General features: G+C 58.3%; 11 protein-coding genes, 2 tRNA genes and 3 rRNA genes. 5 read left to right on the top strand and 11 right to left on the bottom strand.

Annotated elements, in window-relative coordinates:
* Nucleotides 1–174 precede the first annotated feature (174 nt).
* Both BDD18_RS09870 and BDD18_RS09865 read right to left on the bottom strand, forming a co-directional pair.
* A complete protein-coding gene (locus BDD18_RS09870; RefSeq protein ID WP_066691701.1) occupies nt 175–819 on the bottom strand; it encodes a LuxR C-terminal-related transcriptional regulator in 645 nt (214 codons plus the stop codon).
* A 48-nt stretch (nt 820–867) separates the two neighbouring features.
* Entirely contained in the window at nt 868–1,791 is a 924-nt protein-coding gene (locus tag BDD18_RS09865) for a LysR family transcriptional regulator (RefSeq protein WP_066787330.1), read from the bottom strand.
* A gap of 153 nt (nt 1,792–1,944) precedes the next feature.
* Between BDD18_RS09865 and BDD18_RS09860 the strand changes: the two genes are divergently transcribed.
* The 5 genes from BDD18_RS09860 to BDD18_RS09840 all read left to right on the top strand — a co-directional run bounded on the left by BDD18_RS09860 (nt 1,945) and on the right by BDD18_RS09840 (nt 7,484).
* A complete protein-coding gene (locus tag BDD18_RS09860) occupies nt 1,945–4,179 on the top strand; it encodes a malate synthase G (RefSeq protein ID WP_142082990.1) in 2,235 nt (744 codons plus the stop codon).
* Between the two features lie 476 nt (nt 4,180–4,655).
* Complete coding sequence (locus BDD18_RS09855; protein WP_142082988.1) at nt 4,656–4,907, top strand: cysteine-rich CWC family protein; 252 nt, start codon at nt 4,656–4,658, stop codon at nt 4,905–4,907.
* Between the two features lie 27 nt (nt 4,908–4,934).
* Entirely contained in the window at nt 4,935–5,126 is a 192-nt protein-coding gene (locus BDD18_RS09850) for a 4-oxalocrotonate tautomerase (RefSeq protein WP_044396727.1), read from the top strand.
* Between the two features lie 53 nt (nt 5,127–5,179).
* Nucleotides 5,180–6,637, top strand: a complete 1,458-nt coding sequence (locus tag BDD18_RS09845; protein ID WP_142082986.1) for a DHA2 family efflux MFS transporter permease subunit — start codon at nt 5,180–5,182, stop codon at nt 6,635–6,637.
* A gap of 79 nt (nt 6,638–6,716) precedes the next feature.
* Nucleotides 6,717–7,484: a class II glutamine amidotransferase gene (locus tag BDD18_RS09840; protein WP_044396731.1), complete on the top strand. Its 768-nt coding sequence runs from the start codon at nt 6,717–6,719 to the stop codon at nt 7,482–7,484.
* 156 nt (nt 7,485–7,640) lie between these two features.
* Here BDD18_RS09840 and rrf read toward each other — a convergent pair.
* The 9 genes from rrf to BDD18_RS09800 form a co-directional block, all read right to left on the bottom strand.
* A 5S ribosomal RNA gene (rrf, locus tag BDD18_RS09835) occupies nt 7,641–7,753 on the bottom strand.
* A gap of 141 nt (nt 7,754–7,894) precedes the next feature.
* A 23S ribosomal RNA gene (locus tag BDD18_RS09830) occupies nt 7,895–10,773 on the bottom strand.
* 370 nt (nt 10,774–11,143) lie between these two features.
* Nucleotides 11,144–11,219 (bottom strand) — tRNA-Ala (locus BDD18_RS09825).
* Nucleotides 11,220–11,251: 32 nt separating this feature from the next.
* Nucleotides 11,252–11,328: transfer RNA gene (locus BDD18_RS09820), tRNA-Ile, on the bottom strand.
* A gap of 91 nt (nt 11,329–11,419) precedes the next feature.
* Nucleotides 11,420–12,948 (bottom strand): 16S ribosomal RNA (locus tag BDD18_RS09815).
* Together the 16S, 23S and 5S rRNA genes with 2 tRNA genes alongside form the textbook arrangement of a ribosomal RNA operon.
* A 254-nt stretch (nt 12,949–13,202) precedes the next feature.
* Entirely contained in the window at nt 13,203–13,352 is a 150-nt protein-coding gene (locus BDD18_RS22070) for a hypothetical protein (RefSeq protein WP_156445134.1), read from the bottom strand.
* 66 nt (nt 13,353–13,418) lie between these two features.
* Nucleotides 13,419–14,366 carry a glutathione synthase gene (gene gshB / locus BDD18_RS09810; protein ID WP_066695350.1) on the bottom strand — a complete coding sequence of 316 codons (948 nt, stop codon included), beginning with the start codon at nt 14,364–14,366 and terminating at the stop codon, nt 13,419–13,421.
* 99 nt (nt 14,367–14,465) lie between these two features.
* Nucleotides 14,466–15,656, bottom strand: a complete 1,191-nt coding sequence (locus tag BDD18_RS09805) for a benzoate/H(+) symporter BenE family transporter (protein WP_082758756.1) — start codon at nt 15,654–15,656, stop codon at nt 14,466–14,468.
* A 63-nt stretch (nt 15,657–15,719) separates the two neighbouring features.
* Nucleotides 15,720–17,591, bottom strand: coding sequence for a potassium transporter Kup (locus tag BDD18_RS09800; protein WP_044398103.1), 1,872 nt, complete (start codon nt 17,589–17,591; stop codon nt 15,720–15,722).
* Between the last annotated feature and the right edge of the window lie 95 nt (nt 17,592–17,686).

The raw sequence follows: 17,686 nt of genomic DNA, 5'->3' as shown, positions 1-17,686 counted from the left end.
AGAGCCTCTGCCCGCAAAGACTGCGCCGGTGGTGGGCACAACGTTGGGTCAGGCGGCTTCGCGCCAGCCGCCGGGGGCGCAACGCACTATCGCTTCACTACTATTTTGATAGCTGCCTGCGCTTGATAGATAAGCGCCAGAGCCTATTTTCAATTCAAAACCTGCTGGGCAGACTCAAACGGAGCCGCCGTCCTCAGTCTCCAGGCTTTTCACCAGCACTGCCGCCTGCGTACGGCTGTAGCACTCCAGTTTTTTCAAGATGGCGGTGACATGCACCTTGACGGTGTTTTCGGCCAGGCCCAGTTCGGCGGCGATCTGTTTGTTCAGCAGGCCATCGGCCAGGCACAGCAGCACGCGGAACTGCTGAGGCGTGAGCTGCGCGAGGCGGGCGGCCAGTTCGGCGTCGGCTTCGGAGCGTTCGGCCGCCATGGGCGGAAACCAGCTGCCGCCGTCGAGCACGGCCTGAATGGCTTCGCCCATGGCGTCGGCGGGGGCGGACTTGGGGATGAAGCCCGCCGCGCCAAACTGCTGCGCACGGCGGATGACGCGGGGGTGGTCGTTGGACGAGATGATGACCACGGGCACCTCGGGGTACTCGCCGCGCACATGCAGCAGGGCTGAAAAGCCGCGGGCGCCGGGCATGCTCAGGTCCAGCAGCACCAGCTCGATCTCGGGGTGCTCTTGCAGCGCCTGGCCCAGGGTGGCGGCGCTGGCGGCCTCCAGGGTGCGGAATTGGGGCAGGCGCCCCTGCAGCACGTGCAGCACGGCGGCGCGGAACAGGGGGTGGTCGTCTGCGACGAGGAGCGTGGGCTCGGTCATGGGCTCAGTCTGCCACGGGGCGCGCGGGCGGGGTGGGGCGAAGGGTCATCACCGCCCCTGCCAGAAGGCGGGCTGCGCGTATTGCTGCTTGAGGTATTCGATCCACAGCCGCACCCGCAGGGGCATGTGCTTGCGCTGGGGAAACACCACGTAAATGCCGTTGGGCGGGGCAGCATAGTCGGCCAGCACCTCTACCAGGCGGCCTGCGGCGATCTCGGCCTCGACCTCCCAGGTGCTGCGCCAGGCAATGCCGTAGCCCGAAAGGCACCAGTCGTGCAGCACCTGGCCGTCGGAGCAATCAAGCGGGCCGCCGGGCTTGAGGTAGACCACCTCGGTGCCGCCGCCCTCGGTGGGCATGCGAAACGCCCAGCCCCGGATCTGCGAGGCTTCGCTGGACAGCGTAAGGCAGTCAAACTGCAGCAGGTCGCTGGGGTGGCGCGGCGTGCCGTGGCGCTGCAAATAGGCGGGGGTGGCCACGCACAGGCGGCGGTTGTCGGCAATGCGCACGCTCACCAGCGATGAGTCGGGCAGGTCGCCCACGCGCACCGCGCAGTCGTAGCCTTCGCCCGCCATGTCCACCACGCGGTCGCTGAGGTTCAGCGAGATGGTCACATCGGGGTGCAGTTCGCGAAAACGCGGCACCAGCGGCGCCACATGGCGGCGGCCAAAGCCTGCCGGGGCGGTGATGCGCAGGTGCCCCGTGGCTTTCACGCCGCCTTCGGACACGCTGGCCTCGGCGTTGGCCACATCGGCCAGCACGCGCTGGCAGTCTTCCAAAAAGGCGCTGCCTTCGTGCGTGAGGCTGATGCGCCGGGTGGTGCGCACCAGCAGCTTGACGCCCAGGTGGGCTTCCAGCGCGTCCAGCCGGCGGCCCATGATGGCCGGGGCCACGCCTTCGGCCTTGGCAGCGGCCGTCAAACTGCCGCGCGTGGCCACAGAGACGAACGATTCAAACGCTTTGAGTTTGTCCATGCCCGCACTTTTGCATAAAAGTCATTGGTTTTAAGATTTTCTTCGTCTTTATATCTTCAAACATTTGCAATACAGTGGCCTACAAGCTACCCACTGACATCTTTGCCACGAGGCAGCAAACCCGTTTTTCAACCATTGTTCAAGGCACCCTCCATGACCGACCGCACCACCGTCCACGGCCTGCAAGTGGCTACTTCCCTGTTCCGCTTTGTCGAAGACAAGGTGCTGCCCGGCACGGGCGTGGACAGCTCCGCCTTCTGGAAAGGCTTTGACGCCATCGTGGCCGACCTGGCCCCGCGCAACATCGCCCTGCTGGCCGAGCGTGACCGCCTGCAGACCGAGCTGGACACCTGGCACAAAGCCAACCCCGGCCCCATCAAGGACATGGTGGCCTACCGCAGCTTTCTCGAAAAGATCGGCTACCTGGTGCCCCAGCCCGCCGAGGTGAAGGCCACCACCACCAATGTGGACGATGAGCTGGCCACGCAGGCCGGCCCCCAGCTGGTGGTGCCCATCCTGAACGCCCGCTATGCACTGAACGCCGCCAACGCCCGCTGGGGCAGCCTGTATGACGCGCTGTATGGCACAGACGCCATCAGCGAAGAAGGCGGCGCTGAAAAGGGCAAGGGCTACAACCCCGTGCGCGGCGCCAAGGTGATCGCGTTTGCGCGCCAGGTGCTGGATGACACGGCGCCTTTGGCTGCTGGCTCGCACAAGGATTCGACGGGCTATCGTGTCGAAGGCGGCCAGCTGGTCGTGTCGCTTGCCAACGGCAGCACCACGGGCCTGAAAGACGCCTCGCAGTTCAAGGGCTACCAGGGCAATGCCGCCGCACCTTCGTCGGTGCTGCTGCAGCACAACGGCCTGCATCTCGATATCCAGATCGACCGCAGCACGCCCATCGGCCAGTCTGATGCCGCCGGCGTGAGCGACCTGGTGCTGGAAGCCGCCCTGTCCACCATCCTGGACCTGGAAGACTCTGTGGCCGCTGTGGACGCCGAGGACAAGGTGCTGGGCTACAGCAACTGGCTGGGCATCATCCAGGCGACGCTGACCGAGCAGGTCACCAAGGGTGGCAAGACCTTCACGCGCGGCCTGAACCCTGACCGCATCTACACCGCGCCAAACGCGGGAACTGGCAGTCAAGCTGCCGGGGGCAGCGAAGTGCGCCTGCATGGCCGCTCGCTGATGTTCCTGCGCAATGTGGGCCACCTGATGACGAACCCCGCCATCCTGTGGACTGACGCCCAGGGCGCGCAGCGCGAAATTCCCGAAGGCATCATGGACGCGGTGGTCACCACCACCATCGCCCTGCACGACCTGCAAGGCCACGGCGCCAACGGAATCCGCAACAGCCGCAAGGGCAGCGTCTACATCGTCAAGCCCAAGATGCACGGCCCCGCCGAGGTGGCTTTTGCCGCCGAGCTGTTCGGCCGCGTCGAAAAGCTGCTGGGCCTGCCCGACAGCACCGTGAAGCTCGGCATCATGGACGAGGAGCGTCGCACCTCCGTCAACCTCAAGGCCTGCATTGCCGCCGCATCGAGCCGTGTGGCGTTCATCAACACCGGCTTCCTGGACCGCACGGGCGACGAGATACACACCGCCATGCACGCCGGCCCCATGGTGCGCAAGGGCGACATGAAGACCAGCGCCTGGATCCAGGCCTACGAGAAGAACAACGTGCTGGTGGGCCTGAGCTGTGGCCTGCGCGGCAAGGCGCAGATCGGCAAGGGCATGTGGGCCATGCCCGACCTGATGGCCGAGATGCTCAAGCAGAAGATCGCCCACCCCAAGGCCGGTGCCAACACCGCCTGGGTGCCCAGCCCCACCGGCGCCACGCTGCACGCCCTGCACTACCACCAGGTGAAGGTGAGCGACATCCAGATCGAGCTGGAAAAGATCGATGTGAACGCCGAGCGCGACAACCTGCTGACCGGCCTGCTCACCGTGCCCGTGGCCGCCAGCCCCAACTGGAGCGACGCCGAGAAGCAGCAGGAGCTGGACAACAACGCCCAGGGCATCCTGGGCTACGTGGTGCGCTGGGTGGACCAGGGCGTGGGCTGCTCCAAGGTGCCCGACATCCACAACGTGGGCCTGATGGAAGACCGCGCCACGCTGCGCATCAGCAGCCAGCACATGGCCAACTGGCTGCACCACGGCGTGGTGACCGAAGCCCAGGTGCGCGAGACCTTTGAACGCATGGCCGCCGTGGTGGACCAGCAAAACGCGGGTGACCCCCTGTACCGCCCCATGGCCGGCCACTTCGATACCAGCATGGCTTACCAAGCGGCGTGCGACCTGGTCTTCAAGGGCCTGGAGCAACCCAGCGGCTACACCGAGCCTCTGCTGCACGCCTGGCGTCTGAAGCTCAAGGCCTCGGCATCATGAAATGCTATTGATTGAATAGCTAGCTGCGCTTATTCCGTGGGCGCTGCAGGCTGTTTTATTGATAAGTCAACGGCACCTTCGGGTGCCGTTTTTGTTGGCTAACCTGCTCGACTGTGGAGACATCGCTTCGCCACGCCCGCTCGCGCCTGAATTGCGCATGGAGTAGAGGCGGGCTCTTGCACACAAGGGTCACCATCCAAAAGATCTAACACCGTCGCAACACAACACGCTGCCGAATCGTCAAAAGCGCTGGGCGCGGCAGATGGGTGCGATGAAACCCCTCTGGCAAAGATGTGGTGCCACCTGTGCCAACATCGGTGGGTTAGAACATGAGTGCCTTGCAGACTCCAAATTCGCTACTATTTTTGTAGCTATCAGCGCTTGATCAATAAGCGCCAAAGCCATTTTTCTTTTAAAGTGGCCGCAAGCACCGGCAAGATCTGCACTCAACAGCTGCTGATGGCCCTCGCCCTTTTGTGAACACGACCCTTCCCTCCTTTGCACAGACCTGCCCCGCCTGCGGCCAACCCAACGGCTGCGCGATCGCCGCGGGCGGCGAGGCAGCAGACTGCTGGTGCATGAACACCACGGTGTCACGCACCGCCCTCGAACAATTGCCTGCGAATGAGCGGGGCCAGCGCTGCATCTGCCCGGTTTGCGCACGCGCTGGCGCACCTGCTGGCGATGGTCCCGAAGGTGCCCCAGAGCCTCATCGGCCTCCCTTATGATCTTTTTTTTGCCTGAGGAGCATCCCCATGCCGACGTACCACATTGAAATGATGGAAGGCCGCACGGTCGAACAGAAGAAAAAACTGGTGGAAGAAATCACCCGTGTTTCCGTAGAAGTGCTTGGCGGCACACCTGAGATGGTGGACATCCTGATCACCGACGTCAAACGCGAAAACTGGGCCACGGGCGGCAAGCTCTGGCTGGAACGGACATCCTGAGTCTTCTGTAGTTTTCATGGATCCTGAGCGCAGTCCACACCTCTGAACTCTTCATGACCCACGTTTCAGGATCGTTGTCCTTGCTGCGCGAGCGCTATGGCGAGCGCTACCGGTGGTTGCTGCTGCTGTCCGTGATGGTCGGGACCATGGCATCCATCATGTCCTCCACCATCGTCAACGTGGCGATTCCGGACATGAGCCACTACTTCACGCTGGGCCAGGAGCGGGCGCAGTGGGTCACATCGGGGTTCATGGTGGCCACTACGGTATCCATGCTCACCACACCGTGGCTGCTGTCGAGCTATGGCTACCGCGCCACGTATGTGGGGGCCATGCTGCTCTTGCTGGCAGGCGGTGTCGGGGGCGGACTGGCCCGTGACTTTGGCCTGGTGCTGGCCGCGCGCGTGGCCGAGGGCTTGGCAGCGGGCGTTGTGCAACCTATCCCTGCCGTCATCATCCTTTACGCATTCCAGCCCCACGAGCAGGGCCGCGCCAGCGGCATTTTTGGCATGGGGGTGGTGCTGGCCCCCGCCCTGGGCCCCAGCATTGGCGGCCTGCTGGTGGACTGGTTTGGCTGGCGCTCGATTTTTTTCATGGTGGTACCACTGTGCCTGGCATCGCTCTGGCTGGCCTATAAGTTTGTGCCCGCTAGCGCGCCTGGCGGCGTGGAACCTAACCGCCAGGGCGAAGCGCTGGACTGGCGCGGCCTGCTGCTCGGCACCGTGGGCACGCTGTGCCTGCTCAACGGACTCGTGTCACTGCACGGTGGCTCCATGGCTGAGGCGACGACTCTGCTCGCCATCGCCGTGGTGTGCGTTGCCGCGTTCATCGCCTGGCAACGCCGACTCATCCAATGTGGCCGCAAACCCTTGATGGACTTGCGGCTGTTCCAGTATCGACAATTTGCCATGGGCAGTGTGGTGGCCTTCATCTACGGCACCGCCCTGTTCGGTTCGACCTACCTGCTCCCGGTCTATATGCAGCTGGGGCTCGAGTTGTCGGCGTCACACGTCGGCACCTTGATGCTGCCCGCCGGTTTCGTACTGGCCGTCACCATCGCCCTCGTGGGTCGCCTGGCAGACCGGCAGCCCACGCATTTTCTGGTCAGTATTGGGTTGGGGCTGCTGGCGCTGTCTTTCGGCCTCATGGTGTTTGTCAGCCTGGGCTCTTCACTGTGGATGCTGGTGGCCTTTGCCATCCTAGGGCGCATCGGTCTGGGCTTCATCCTGCCATCGCTCAATTTGGGGGCCATGCGTCCGCTGGACAAATCGCTGATTTCCCAAGGGTCGAGCGCCATCGGTTTCTTGCGCATGCTCGGGGGCGCGGCTGGGGTCAGCCTGTGCGGTATTGTTTTGGAATGGCGCCTGACCGCCCATGGCGTTTCCCTCGCCACCGGGGGTAGCACTCCTGCACGAATCACCGCGTTCGGCGAGACGTTTTTGATGCTGACCTTGCTCTGTCTGCTCGCGTTGGTAGCCGCCTGGCAACTGCGCGCACCCAAGCCGGAGTGACTCAGGGCGATGCTCCCCCTTGCGGGTGCATCATCGGTCTGCATCAAGTCCATTCAATCAAGAAACGCAATACACCCCCATGTGCCAACTGCTCGGCATGAACTGCAATGTCCCTACCGATGTGACCTTCAGCTTCACAGGGTTCGCCCAACGGGGCGGGAAGACAGACCACCACAGCGACGGCTGGGGAATCGCTTTCTTTGAAGACAAGGGCTTGAGGCACTTTGTAGACCACCAAGCGGCGGTGGAATCACCCGTGGCAGAGCTGATCCGCCGTTATCCCATCAAAAGCAAAAACGTCATCGCTCATATCCGCAAGGCCACCCAGGGGGTGGTCAGTCTGCAGAACTGCCACCCTTTTGTGCGTGAACTGTGGGGGCGCTACTGGGTCTTCGCCCACAACGGAGACCTCAAAGACTTTCGCCCTCGCCTGCATTCGCATTTCCGCCCCGTGGGAGACACCGACAGCGAACATGCTTTCTGCTGGATCATGCAGGAACTGGCGAAATCTCACGCCAGCGTACCATCCATCCCAGAGCTGACCTTGACGCTCAAAGAACTGGCCGCCCGCATCAGCCCGCATGGCACGTTCAACTTTTTGCTCTCCAACGGACAAGCACTGTGGGCGCATGCCACCACAAGTCTCTATTACCTCGAGCGCCGTCACCCGTTTGGTGAAGCACATCTCAGCGACGAAGATCTGAAGCTCGATTTCTCCCAAGAAACGAGCGAGAAGGACGAGGTATCAGTGGTGGTGACGAGCCCGCTGACGAGGAACGAGGCGTGGAAGGCGTTTGGGAAGGGAGAGCTGGTGGTGTTTAGCGAGGGCAGGAGGTTGGAGGTGTAGGCCGTGCCAAAGCCACCGAGCACAATCACAGCGCCATGAACCACGGGCTGTGCTGCCCGTTAACCTGCCGAGCAGTGTCACCCTTTGTATTCTTTGGCCCCCAAAGCAAAACGCCCCTGTACTCGAATGAGCACAGGGGCGGTTTGGGCTGTAAGAGCCTGACGATGACCTACTTTCACACGGGAACCCGCACTATCATCGGCGCAAAGTCGTTTCACTGTCCTGTTCGGGATGGGAAGGAGTGGTACCAACTTGCTATGGTCATCAGGCATAACTTGGTGCTGGGCTGTTTTTGTGAACAGCCTGGCGAATTCATAGAGTTTGGAATCAGATTTTGTATTTGACTGCGTCTAACTTGGCATAACAATCTTTGAGCTTTTGCACTGAAGTGCATTGGCTATCAAAGTTATAGGGTCAAGCCGCACGAGCAATTAGTACTGGTTAGCTTAACGCATTACTGCGCTTCCACACCCAGCCTATCAACGTCCTGGTCTTGAACGACTCTTTAGGGGGCTCAAGGCCCCGGCAGATCTCATCTTGAAACGAGTTTCCCGCTTAGATGCTTTCAGCGGTTATCTCTTCCACACTTAGCTACTCGGCAATGCCACTGGCGTGACAACCGATACACCAGAGGTGTGTCCACTCCGGTCCTCTCGTACTAGGAGCAGGCTTCCTCAAATCTGCAGCGCCCACGGAAGATAGGGACCAAACTGTCTCACGACGTTTTAAACCCAGCTCACGTACCTCTTTAAATGGCGAACAGCCATACCCTTGGGACCGGCTACAGCCCCAGGATGAGATGAGCCGACATCGAGGTGCCAAACACCGCCGTCGATATGAACTCTTGGGCGGTATCAGCCTGTTATCCCCAGAGTACCTTTTATCCGTTGAGCGATGGCCCTTCCATACAGAACCACCGGATCACTATGTCCTGCTTTCGCATCTGCTCGACTTGTCAGTCTCGCAGTTAAGCACGCTTATGCCATTGCACTATCGTCACGATGTCCGACCGTAACTAGCGTACCTTCGAACTCCTCCGTTACGCTTTGGGAGGAGACCGCCCCAGTCAAACTGCCTACCATGCACTGTCCCCGATCCAGATAATGGACCTAGGTTAGAACCTCAAACACACCAGGGTGGTATTTCAACGTTGGCTCCATGAGAACTAGCGTCCTCACTTCAAAGCCTCCCACCTATCCTACACAGATCTGTTCAAAGTCCAATACAAAGCTACAGTAAAGGTTCATGGGGTCTTTCCGTCTTTCCGCGGGGAGATTGCATCATCACAAACATTTCAACTTCGCTGAGTCTCAGGAGGAGACAGTGTGGCCATCGTTACGCCATTCGTGCAGGTCGGAACTTACCCGACAAGGAATTTCGCTACCTTAGGACCGTTATAGTTACGGCCGCCGTTTACTGGGACTTCAATCAAGAGCTTGCACCCCATCATTTAATCTTCCAGCACCGGGCAGGCGTCACACCCTATACGTCCACTTTCGTGTTTGCAGAGTGCTGTGTTTTTATTAAACAGTCGCAGCCACCGATTTTTTGCAACCCCTTTGGGCTCCCTCTGTACGAGTTCACCTACTTGGGGCATACCTTCTCCCGAAGTTACGGTATCAATTTGCCGAGTTCCTTCTCCTGAGTTCTCTCAAGCGCCTTAGAATACTCATCTCGCGCACCAGTGTCGGTTTGCGGTACGGTCGTCAATAGCTGAAGCTTAGTGGCTTTTCCTGGAAGCAGGGTATCACTCACTTCGTCTGCAAGCAGACTCGTTATCACCCCTCATCTAAGCCCGGCGGATTTGCCTACCAGGCACGACTACAGGCTTGAACCAACATATCCAACAGTTGGCTGAGCTAACCTTCTCCGTCCCCACATCGCACTATTGATCGGTACAGGAATATTGACCTGTTTCCCATCAGCTACGCATCTCTGCCTCGCCTTAGGGGCCGACTCACTCTACGCCGATGAACGTTGCGTAGAAAACCTTGCGCTTACGGCGAGGGGGCTTTTCACCCCCTTTAACGCTACTCATGTCAGCATTCGCACTTCTGATACCTCCAGCATCCGTTACCAGACACCTTCACAGGCCTACAGAACGCTCTCCTACCACGTGCAATAAATTGCACATCCGCAGCTTCGGTAACTGGCTTAGCCCCGTTACATCTTCCGCGCAGGACGACTCGATCAGTGAGCTATTACGCTTTCTTTAAATGATGGCTGCTTCTAAGCCAACATCCTGACTGTTTTAGCCTTCCCACTTCGTTTCCCACTTAGCCAATTTTAGGGACCTTAGCTGGCGGTCTGGGTTGTTTCCCTCTTGAGTCCGGACGTTAGCACCCGGTGCTCTGTCTCCCAAGCTGTACTCTGCGGTATTCGGAGTTTGCATAGGTTTGGTAAGTCGCCATGACCCCCTAGCCTAAACAGTGCTCTACCCCCGCAGGTAATACTTGAGGCACTACCTAAATAGTTTTCGGAGAGAACCAGCTATTTCCAAGTTTGTTTAGCCTTTCACCCCTATCCACAGCTCATCCCCTAGTTTTGCAACACTAGTGGGTTCGGACCTCCAGTACCTGTTACGGCACCTTCATCCTGGCCATGGATAGATCACTTGGTTTCGGGTCTACACCCAGCGACTGATTCGCCCTATTCGGACTCGATTTCTCTACGGCTTCCCTATTCGGTTAACCTTGCCACTGAATGTAAGTCGCTGACCCATTATACAAAAGGTACGCAGTCACCCTTGCGGGCTCCTACTTTTTGTAAGCATGCGGTTTCAGGATCTATTTCACTCCCCTCCCGGGGTTCTTTTCGCCTTTCCCTCACGGTACTGGTTCACTATCGGTCGATTACGAGTATTTAGCCTTGGAGGATGGTCCCCCCATATTCAGACAGGATTTCTCGTGTCCCGCCCTACTTTTCTCTAACTTAGTACCACACGTCTGTTTTCGCATACAGGGCTATCACCTGCTATGGCCGGACTTTCCATTCCGTTTTGCTAACAGTCGTGCTATCACTAGAAGGCTCTTCCGATTTCGCTCGCCACTACTTTCGGAATCTCGGTTGATGTCTTTTCCTCGAGCTACTGAGATGTTTCAGTTCACCCGGTTCGCCTCGCATACCTATGTATTCAGTATGCGATACCTCTTGCGAGGTGGGTTTCCCCATTCAGAAATCTCCGGATCAAAGCTTATTTGCCAGCTCCCCGAAGCTTATCGCAGGCTATCACGTCTTTCGTCGCCTGTAATCGCCAAGGCATCCACCACATGCTCTTAGTCACTTGACCCTATAACTTTGACATCTCTTGCAAGATATCGCCGTCATCTCAAGGACTTGTCAGGTCTTTCACCTGACGCGTTATGCCGCAATGTGAATAATTCTTCGACTCCAGACATTTCTGCCTTTCATCTGAGAACATTCGTCATTACTGAATTTCAACTAGCTTTCGCTTATTGAATATTCGTTTTGACGCAATCAAAAAATTGTCATCAGAGGCACGGTCTGCACTAAACCTTTACGAATGTGCAATTTCCTCTGACAACTCTGATTCGACTCTATGAATTTTTAAAGAACAGCCGATTGATCAATCGATATTGATCAACAACAAAGAGGCCTTTTGCAAAACCGCTTTGGTGTTGAATTCCGAATCTTGTTGTTGGTGGAGGATGACGGGATCGAACCGACGACCCCCTGCTTGCAAAGCAGGTGCTCTCCCAGCTGAGCTAATCCCCCAGTGTCCTCTCACTTATCTAGCAATTGGAATTTGGTGGGTCTAGTTGGGCTCGAACCAACGACCCCCGCCTTATCAAGACGGTGCTCTAACCAGCTGAGCTACAGACCCATTCCACAAATTTGCGAATCTCTTCGCAGGCCTGTGGCTTGTTCCAACAACCGATAAGTGTGGGCGTTCAATATTGAATGCAGTTTTCCAGAAAGGAGGTGATCCAGCCGCACCTTCCGATACGGCTACCTTGTTACGACTTCACCCCAGTCACGAACCCTGCCGTGGTAAGCGCCCTCCTTACGGTTAGGCTACCTACTTCTGGCAGAACCCGCTCCCATGGTGTGACGGGCGGTGTGTACAAGACCCGGGAACGTATTCACCGCGACATTCTGATCCGCGATTACTAGCGATTCCGACTTCACGCAGTCGAGTTGCAGACTGCGATCCGGACTACGACTGGCTTTATGGGATTAGCTCCCCCTCGCGGGTTGGCAACCCTCTGTACCAGCCATTGTATGACGTGTGTAGCCCCACCTATAAGGGCCATGAGGACTTGACGTCATCCCCACCTTCCTCCGGTTTGTCACCGGCAGTCCCATTAGAGTGCCCTTTCGTAGCAACTAATGGCAAGGGTTGCGCTCGTTGCGGGACTTAACCCAACATCTCACGACACGAGCTGACGACAGCCATGCAGCACCTGTGTTACGGCTCTCTTTCGAGCACTCCTCTATCTCTAAAGGATTCCGTACATGTCAAAGGTGGGTAAGGTTTTTCGCGTTGCATCGAATTAAACCACATCATCCACCGCTTGTGCGGGTCCCCGTCAATTCCTTTGAGTTTCAACCTTGCGGCCGTACTCCCCAGGCGGTCAACTTCACGCGTTAGCTTCGTTACTGAGTCAGTGAAGACCCAACAACCAGTTGACATCGTTTAGGGCGTGGACTACCAGGGTATCTAATCCTGTTTGCTCCCCACGCTTTCGTGCATGAGCGTCAGTACAGGCCCAGGGGATTGCCTTCGCCATCGGTGTTCCTCCGCATATCTACGCATTTCACTGCTACACGCGGAATTCCATCCCCCTCTGCCGTACTCTAGCTATACAGTCACAAATGCAGTTCCCAGGTTGAGCCCGGGGATTTCACATCTGTCTTATATAACCGCCTGCGCACGCTTTACGCCCAGTAATTCCGATTAACGCTTGCACCCTACGTATTACCGCGGCTGCTGGCACGTAGTTAGCCGGTGCTTATTCTTACGGTACCGTCATGGACCCCAGGTATTAACCAGAGTCTTTTCGTTCCGTACAAAAGCAGTTTACAACCCGAAGGCCTTCATCCTGCACGCGGCATGGCTGGATCAGGCTTTCGCCCATTGTCCAAAATTCCCCACTGCTGCCTCCCGTAGGAGTCTGGGCCGTGTCTCAGTCCCAGTGTGGCTGGTCGTCCTCTCAGACCAGCTACAGATCGTCGGCTTGGTAAGCTTTTATCCCACCAACTACCTAATCTGCCATCGGCCGCTCCGTTCGCGCAAGGCCTTGCGGTCCCCTGCTTTCATCCGTAGATCTTATGCGGTATTAGCAAAGCTTTCGCTTCGTTATCCCCCACGATCGGGCACGTTCCGATGTATTACTCACCCGTTCGCCACTCGTCAGCATCCGAAGACCTGTTACCGTTCGACTTGCATGTGTAAGGCATGCCGCCAGCGTTCAATCTGAGCCAGGATCAAACTCTACAGTTCGATCTTGATAAATTTAAAGTCTCTCGACTTCACTCATAAAAACGGAATTGAAGTGAACTTCACTTCTATTCTCATGAGCGTTTGTAGTGCTAAGCACTAGTTCCGCAGAACTTGGCACTCGCCATCAAACGCCCACGCTTATCGGCTGTATATTTTTAATGAACCGGATCACAAAGCCACCGAAGTTTCTTTGCTTTCCCGACTTAGCTGCAATCAGCTGAGCCTTGAATTCTAGCACAGATTTTGAAGATCCGTCAAACTTTTTGATCTTTTCTTTTTGCTGCAACTGCCCTTTTCAGAACAGCCACCGCAATCAGCGAAGCCTTAGATTGTACAACAGTTTTTACACCGAAATCAACAAATTCCAAAACTTCTTCAACCAACCCCGCCGCACCTAGAAACATGCCCTCTGTGCAGCGAAGCCCTCGATCATAGCAGAGATTTTGGGCCAAATGCAAGAAACTGAGCTTTTATGAATTTACGGCCGCCTCCAGCGCATCTATGAAGAGACTTGCCACATCGCAGCCGGTCTGATCAAAGATCTCTTGAAAACACGTCGGGCTGGTCACGTTGATCTCCGTCACACTGTCACCAATCACATCCACCCCAGCCAGCAGCAGGCCGCGCTCCAAAAGAATGGGCCCCAGCGACTCGGCGATCTCCAGATCCCTCGTCGACAGCGGCTGGGCTACCCCCTTGCCACCTGCCGCCAAATTACCCCGAACCTCGCCGCCCTGAGGAATGCGCGCCAAACAGAACGGCACAGGTTTGCCACCGACGATGAGGACGCGCTTGTCGCCCTCAGCAATCGCCGGGAGGAATTTTTGGACCATGACGCTCTGCGCACCGTCACGATTCAGCGTCTCGACGATGCTGCCCAAGTTCAGCCCGTCTTCGCGAACCCTGAAGATCCCCATGCCACCCATACCGTCCAGCGGTTTCAAAATGATGTCACGGTGTTTCGCGTGGAATTTCTTGATTTCTGCGGCATCCCTAGTGACGAGGGTGGGGCCAATGAACTGAGGGAACTCCATGATCGCCAGCTTTTCAGGGTGATCACGCAAAGCACGGGGTTTGTTGAAAACCCGTGCTCCCTCACGCTCTGCCTGCTCCAGCATGTGCGTCGCGTAGAAATACTCACTGTCAAAAGGCGGGTCTTTGCGCATGAGCACCGCGTCAAATCCGGCCAGCGTTGCGATGCTCTCGGACTGCACGGCAAACCATGAGTCCGTCTCACCCGTCAAAGTGATGTGCCGAACCTGGGCCGAGACCTGCCCACCACGCACCCAGCTCACATGCCTGGGCTCACACACCGCAAGGGTGTGACCGCGCCGCTGCGCCTCGCGCATCATGGCGAAGGTAGTGTCTTTGTAGATCTTGAAGCTCTCAAGAGGATCGGCAATGAACAGAATTTGCATGGTGTGTGTACGGTGAGTGAGCGGAACTGCGCAAGATTGTGTGGTACCTTGGAAAACGGCCGCATGCACCCGCGCAGCATCCACGATGACGCCAGGTCATTAACGAGGCAGGGCGGAACGTGATTGCTTGTACTGTTGCACAAATAAAGCAAGGCTGCCGGCGACCACTCCCCAGAAGGCAGAGCCAATGTCCATCAACGTGATTCCGCTGAGCGTGACCAAGAAGGTGATCAGTGCTGGCTCACGGTGCCTTTCGTCGCGCAGGGCGGAGGCCAGGCCGTTCCCAATGGTGCTCAACAACGCGATTCCGGCAATGGCGACCACCAACTCGTTTGGAAAAGAAGTCAGCAGCCCAGTGACCAAAGCGCCAAACAGCCCGATCACTATATAGATAGCACCGCAGGACGCCGCTGCGGTGTATCGCTTGCTCCGATCTTCGTGGGCTTCGGGCCCCATGCAGATCGCTGCGGTGATGGCGCTGAAGTTCAACGCGAACGCGCCAAAGGGTGCAAGCACCAGCGAAGCCCACCCCGTCATCGTGATCAACCGAGACACCGGAAGCTCATACCCTGATGCGCGGATGACAGCCATGCCCGGCAGATTCTGAGAGGCCATCGTCACCACAAACAGGGGGATCGCCAAACTGACAATGGCGGACACACTCCACTGTGGCGCCACAAAGACTGGCATGGCCAAGCGTACGGGCTCCATGGACCAAGCCATCTGCCCCGTTATCAGCACCCACAGGATGCCCACCACCAAGGTGACGACCACCGCATAGCGAGCAGCCATGCGGCGGGCTACCAGATACGTGCCCACCATCAGCAGCACCAGAGGCAACGCCGTTTGCGCAGCAGCAAAGGCCTGGATGCCAAAACGGGCCAGCACTCCGGCCAAAAGGGCAGAGGCGATTTCCATGGGAATGCGATCAGCCACACGTTCAAGGGCCCTGGTGGCGCCCACCAGAATCACCAGCAAAGAACACACCATGAACGCACCCACTGCCTCGCCCATGGAGAAACTGCCCGCAGCCCCGGCGGTAGCGAGCACTGCAGCACCCGGGGTGGACCAGGCCACCATCACCGGCTTGCGCAGCAACAGCGATGGAACCAGGGAGCAAAGGCCCATGCCCAAACCCAGTGCCCAGATCCACGATGTGATTTGTGCTGGCGTGGCGCCAAAACTCTGGGCGGCCTGAAACACGATGGCGACCGAGCTGGTGAAGCCCACCAGCACGGCGACGAAGCCTGCGACAAAGGCCGACAAGCTGAGATCTTTGAAAAATTGCATGGCGCGCATTCTGGCACCCACGCGGGAAACGCTCTCACCAAAGATCAGGGCCTGATCCAGTTGTCAGATTTCGATCTTGGAGCCCAGCTCCACCACCGCGTTGTTAGGCAGGTGCAAAAAGTCCGCCGCACCACTGGCGTTGTGGTGCATCTGCGCGAATAGCTTTTCACGCCAGTGGGCCATGCCACTGCCGATGGAGGGAATCACCGTGTCGCGCGACAGGAAGTAGCTGGTGGTCATCGGCTCCACATCGCACCCCCGGCCTCGCAGGGCTTCCAAGGCACGCGGCAGGTCAGGGTCGTTCTTGAAGCCATAGTGCACCACCACCTGCCAGCAGTCATGCCCCAGAGGCTCCACCTGCAAGCGCTTGTCCAGGCCAATCCAGGGTACTTCATGGTTGCGCACCGTGACGAAGAGGTTTTGCTGGTGCAGCACCTTGTTGTGCTTGAGGTTGTGCAACAGCGCATTGGGCACTGCCCCAGGCTCAGCCGTCAGAAAAATGGCCGTGCCTTCCACCCGGGTCGGGGGGCTGATGAAAACCGACTCCAGAAAATCCTTGAGGTCGATGGCATCAGCGCGCAGCTTGGCATTGAGCAGACGGCGGCCTTGCTTCCACGTCATCATCAAAGTAAACAGGGCGCCGCCAATCATCAACGGGAACCACCCGCCCTGGAACAGCTTGAGCAGGTTGGACGCGAAGAACGCCAAATCCACCACAAAGAAGCAGCCCGTGGCAGCCAGACACAGCGCCAGCGGGTAGCCCCAGCCGTAGCGGATCACAAAGAACGTGAGCGTGGTGGTGATCAGCATGTCCAGCGTCACGGCAATGCCGTAGGCAGCCGCCAGATTGCTCGACGAGCGGAACATGACCACCGCCAGCACAATGGCCACGAACAGGCCCCAGTTCACCAGCGGCATGTAGATTTGCCCGGTGTCGCGCACGCTGGTGTGCTGGATGTTCAGGCGCGGCAGATAGCCGAGCTGGATGACCTGCTTGGTGACACTGAAGGCGCCCGTGATCAGGGCCTGCGAAGCGATCACGGTGGCAAGCGTGGCCAGCCCGACCAGCGGAATCAGCGCCCAGTCGGGCGCCATCATGAAAAACGGGTTCTTGACGGCCTCAGGCTCGGCCAGCAGGAGCGCGCCCTGACCGAAATAATTGAGCGTGAGCGACGGCATCGCCACACCAAACCACGCCAGGCGAATGGGTCGTTTGCCAAAGTGGCCCAGGTCGGCATACAAGGCTTCCGCACCCGTCACGCACAACACGACAGCGCCCAGAATGATGAAGCTGGTGCCGGGCTGGTGCCACATGAACATCAGCGCGTGGTGCGGGCTCATCGCCCACAGAATTTCGGGGTGCCCGTGGATGTGAAACACGCCCAGCACCGCCAGGGTCATGAACCACACCAGCGTGATGGGCCCAAAAAACTTGCCGATCCCGCCTGTGCCCCGCTTTTGCACCGCAAAAAGGCAAAACAGCACCACCAACGTCAGGGGAATGACGTACTTCTTGAAGTGTGGTGACACCACCTCCAGCCCCTCGACGGCCGAAAGCACCGAGATGGCGGGAGTGATGACCCCATCCCCATAAAACAGCGATGTGCCAAAAATACCGACGGCAAGCAGCATGCCGCGCAGCTTGGGCTTGTCTTTGACGGCTTGCGATGCCAGCGCCAGCATGGCGATCAGGCCGCCCTCACCGTTGTTGTCCGCACGCAGCACCAGCACCACGTACTTGAGCGACACGATGACCGTGAGGGTCCAGAAGAAGATCGACAGGATGCCGTAGATGTTCTCGTGCGTGAAGGGCACATGCCCCGAGCCGAACACCTCTTTCACGGCATACAGAACACTCGTGCCGATGTCGCCGTAGACAACACCGATAGCGCCTAGCGTGAGAGCCGCCAGCGAAGATTTGGAAGAGCTTTGCACTGAAGCGACCCCGCAGGCCCTCAAGCCGGGCGGGGTTCCATGATTTGGGGGAGCGCTATTTTGCGCCGCCCGCACAAGCTTCTGTACAAACGATC

The organism is Acidovorax temperans (assembly GCF_006716905.1).
GTDB lineage: Bacteria > Pseudomonadota > Gammaproteobacteria > Burkholderiales > Burkholderiaceae_C > Acidovorax > Acidovorax temperans.
This window is presented reverse-complemented; position numbering and strand designations above follow the sequence as displayed.

Bases quoted from the DNA above. Each gene is read 5' to 3' on its own strand.
- BDD18_RS09870 (WP_066691701.1), bottom strand. From the start codon at position 819: ATGACCGAGCCCACGCTCCTCGTCGCAGACGACCACCCCCTGTTCCGC.
- BDD18_RS09865 (WP_066787330.1), bottom strand. From the start codon at position 1,791: ATGGACAAACTCAAAGCGTTTGAATCGTTCGTCTCTGTGGCCACGCGC.
- BDD18_RS09860 (WP_142082990.1), top strand. From the start codon at position 1,945: ATGACCGACCGCACCACCGTCCACGGCCTGCAAGTGGCTACTTCCCTG.
- BDD18_RS09850 (WP_044396727.1), top strand. From the start codon at position 4,935: ATGCCGACGTACCACATTGAAATGATGGAAGGCCGCACGGTCGAACAG.
- BDD18_RS09845 (WP_142082986.1), top strand. From the start codon at position 5,180: ATGACCCACGTTTCAGGATCGTTGTCCTTGCTGCGCGAGCGCTATGGC.
- BDD18_RS09840 (WP_044396731.1), top strand. From the start codon at position 6,717: ATGTGCCAACTGCTCGGCATGAACTGCAATGTCCCTACCGATGTGACC.
- BDD18_RS22070 (WP_156445134.1), bottom strand. From the start codon at position 13,352: ATGTTTCTAGGTGCGGCGGGGTTGGTTGAAGAAGTTTTGGAATTTGTT.
- gshB (WP_066695350.1), bottom strand. From the start codon at position 14,366: ATGCAAATTCTGTTCATTGCCGATCCTCTTGAGAGCTTCAAGATCTAC.
- BDD18_RS09805 (WP_082758756.1), bottom strand. From the start codon at position 15,656: ATGCAATTTTTCAAAGATCTCAGCTTGTCGGCCTTTGTCGCAGGCTTC.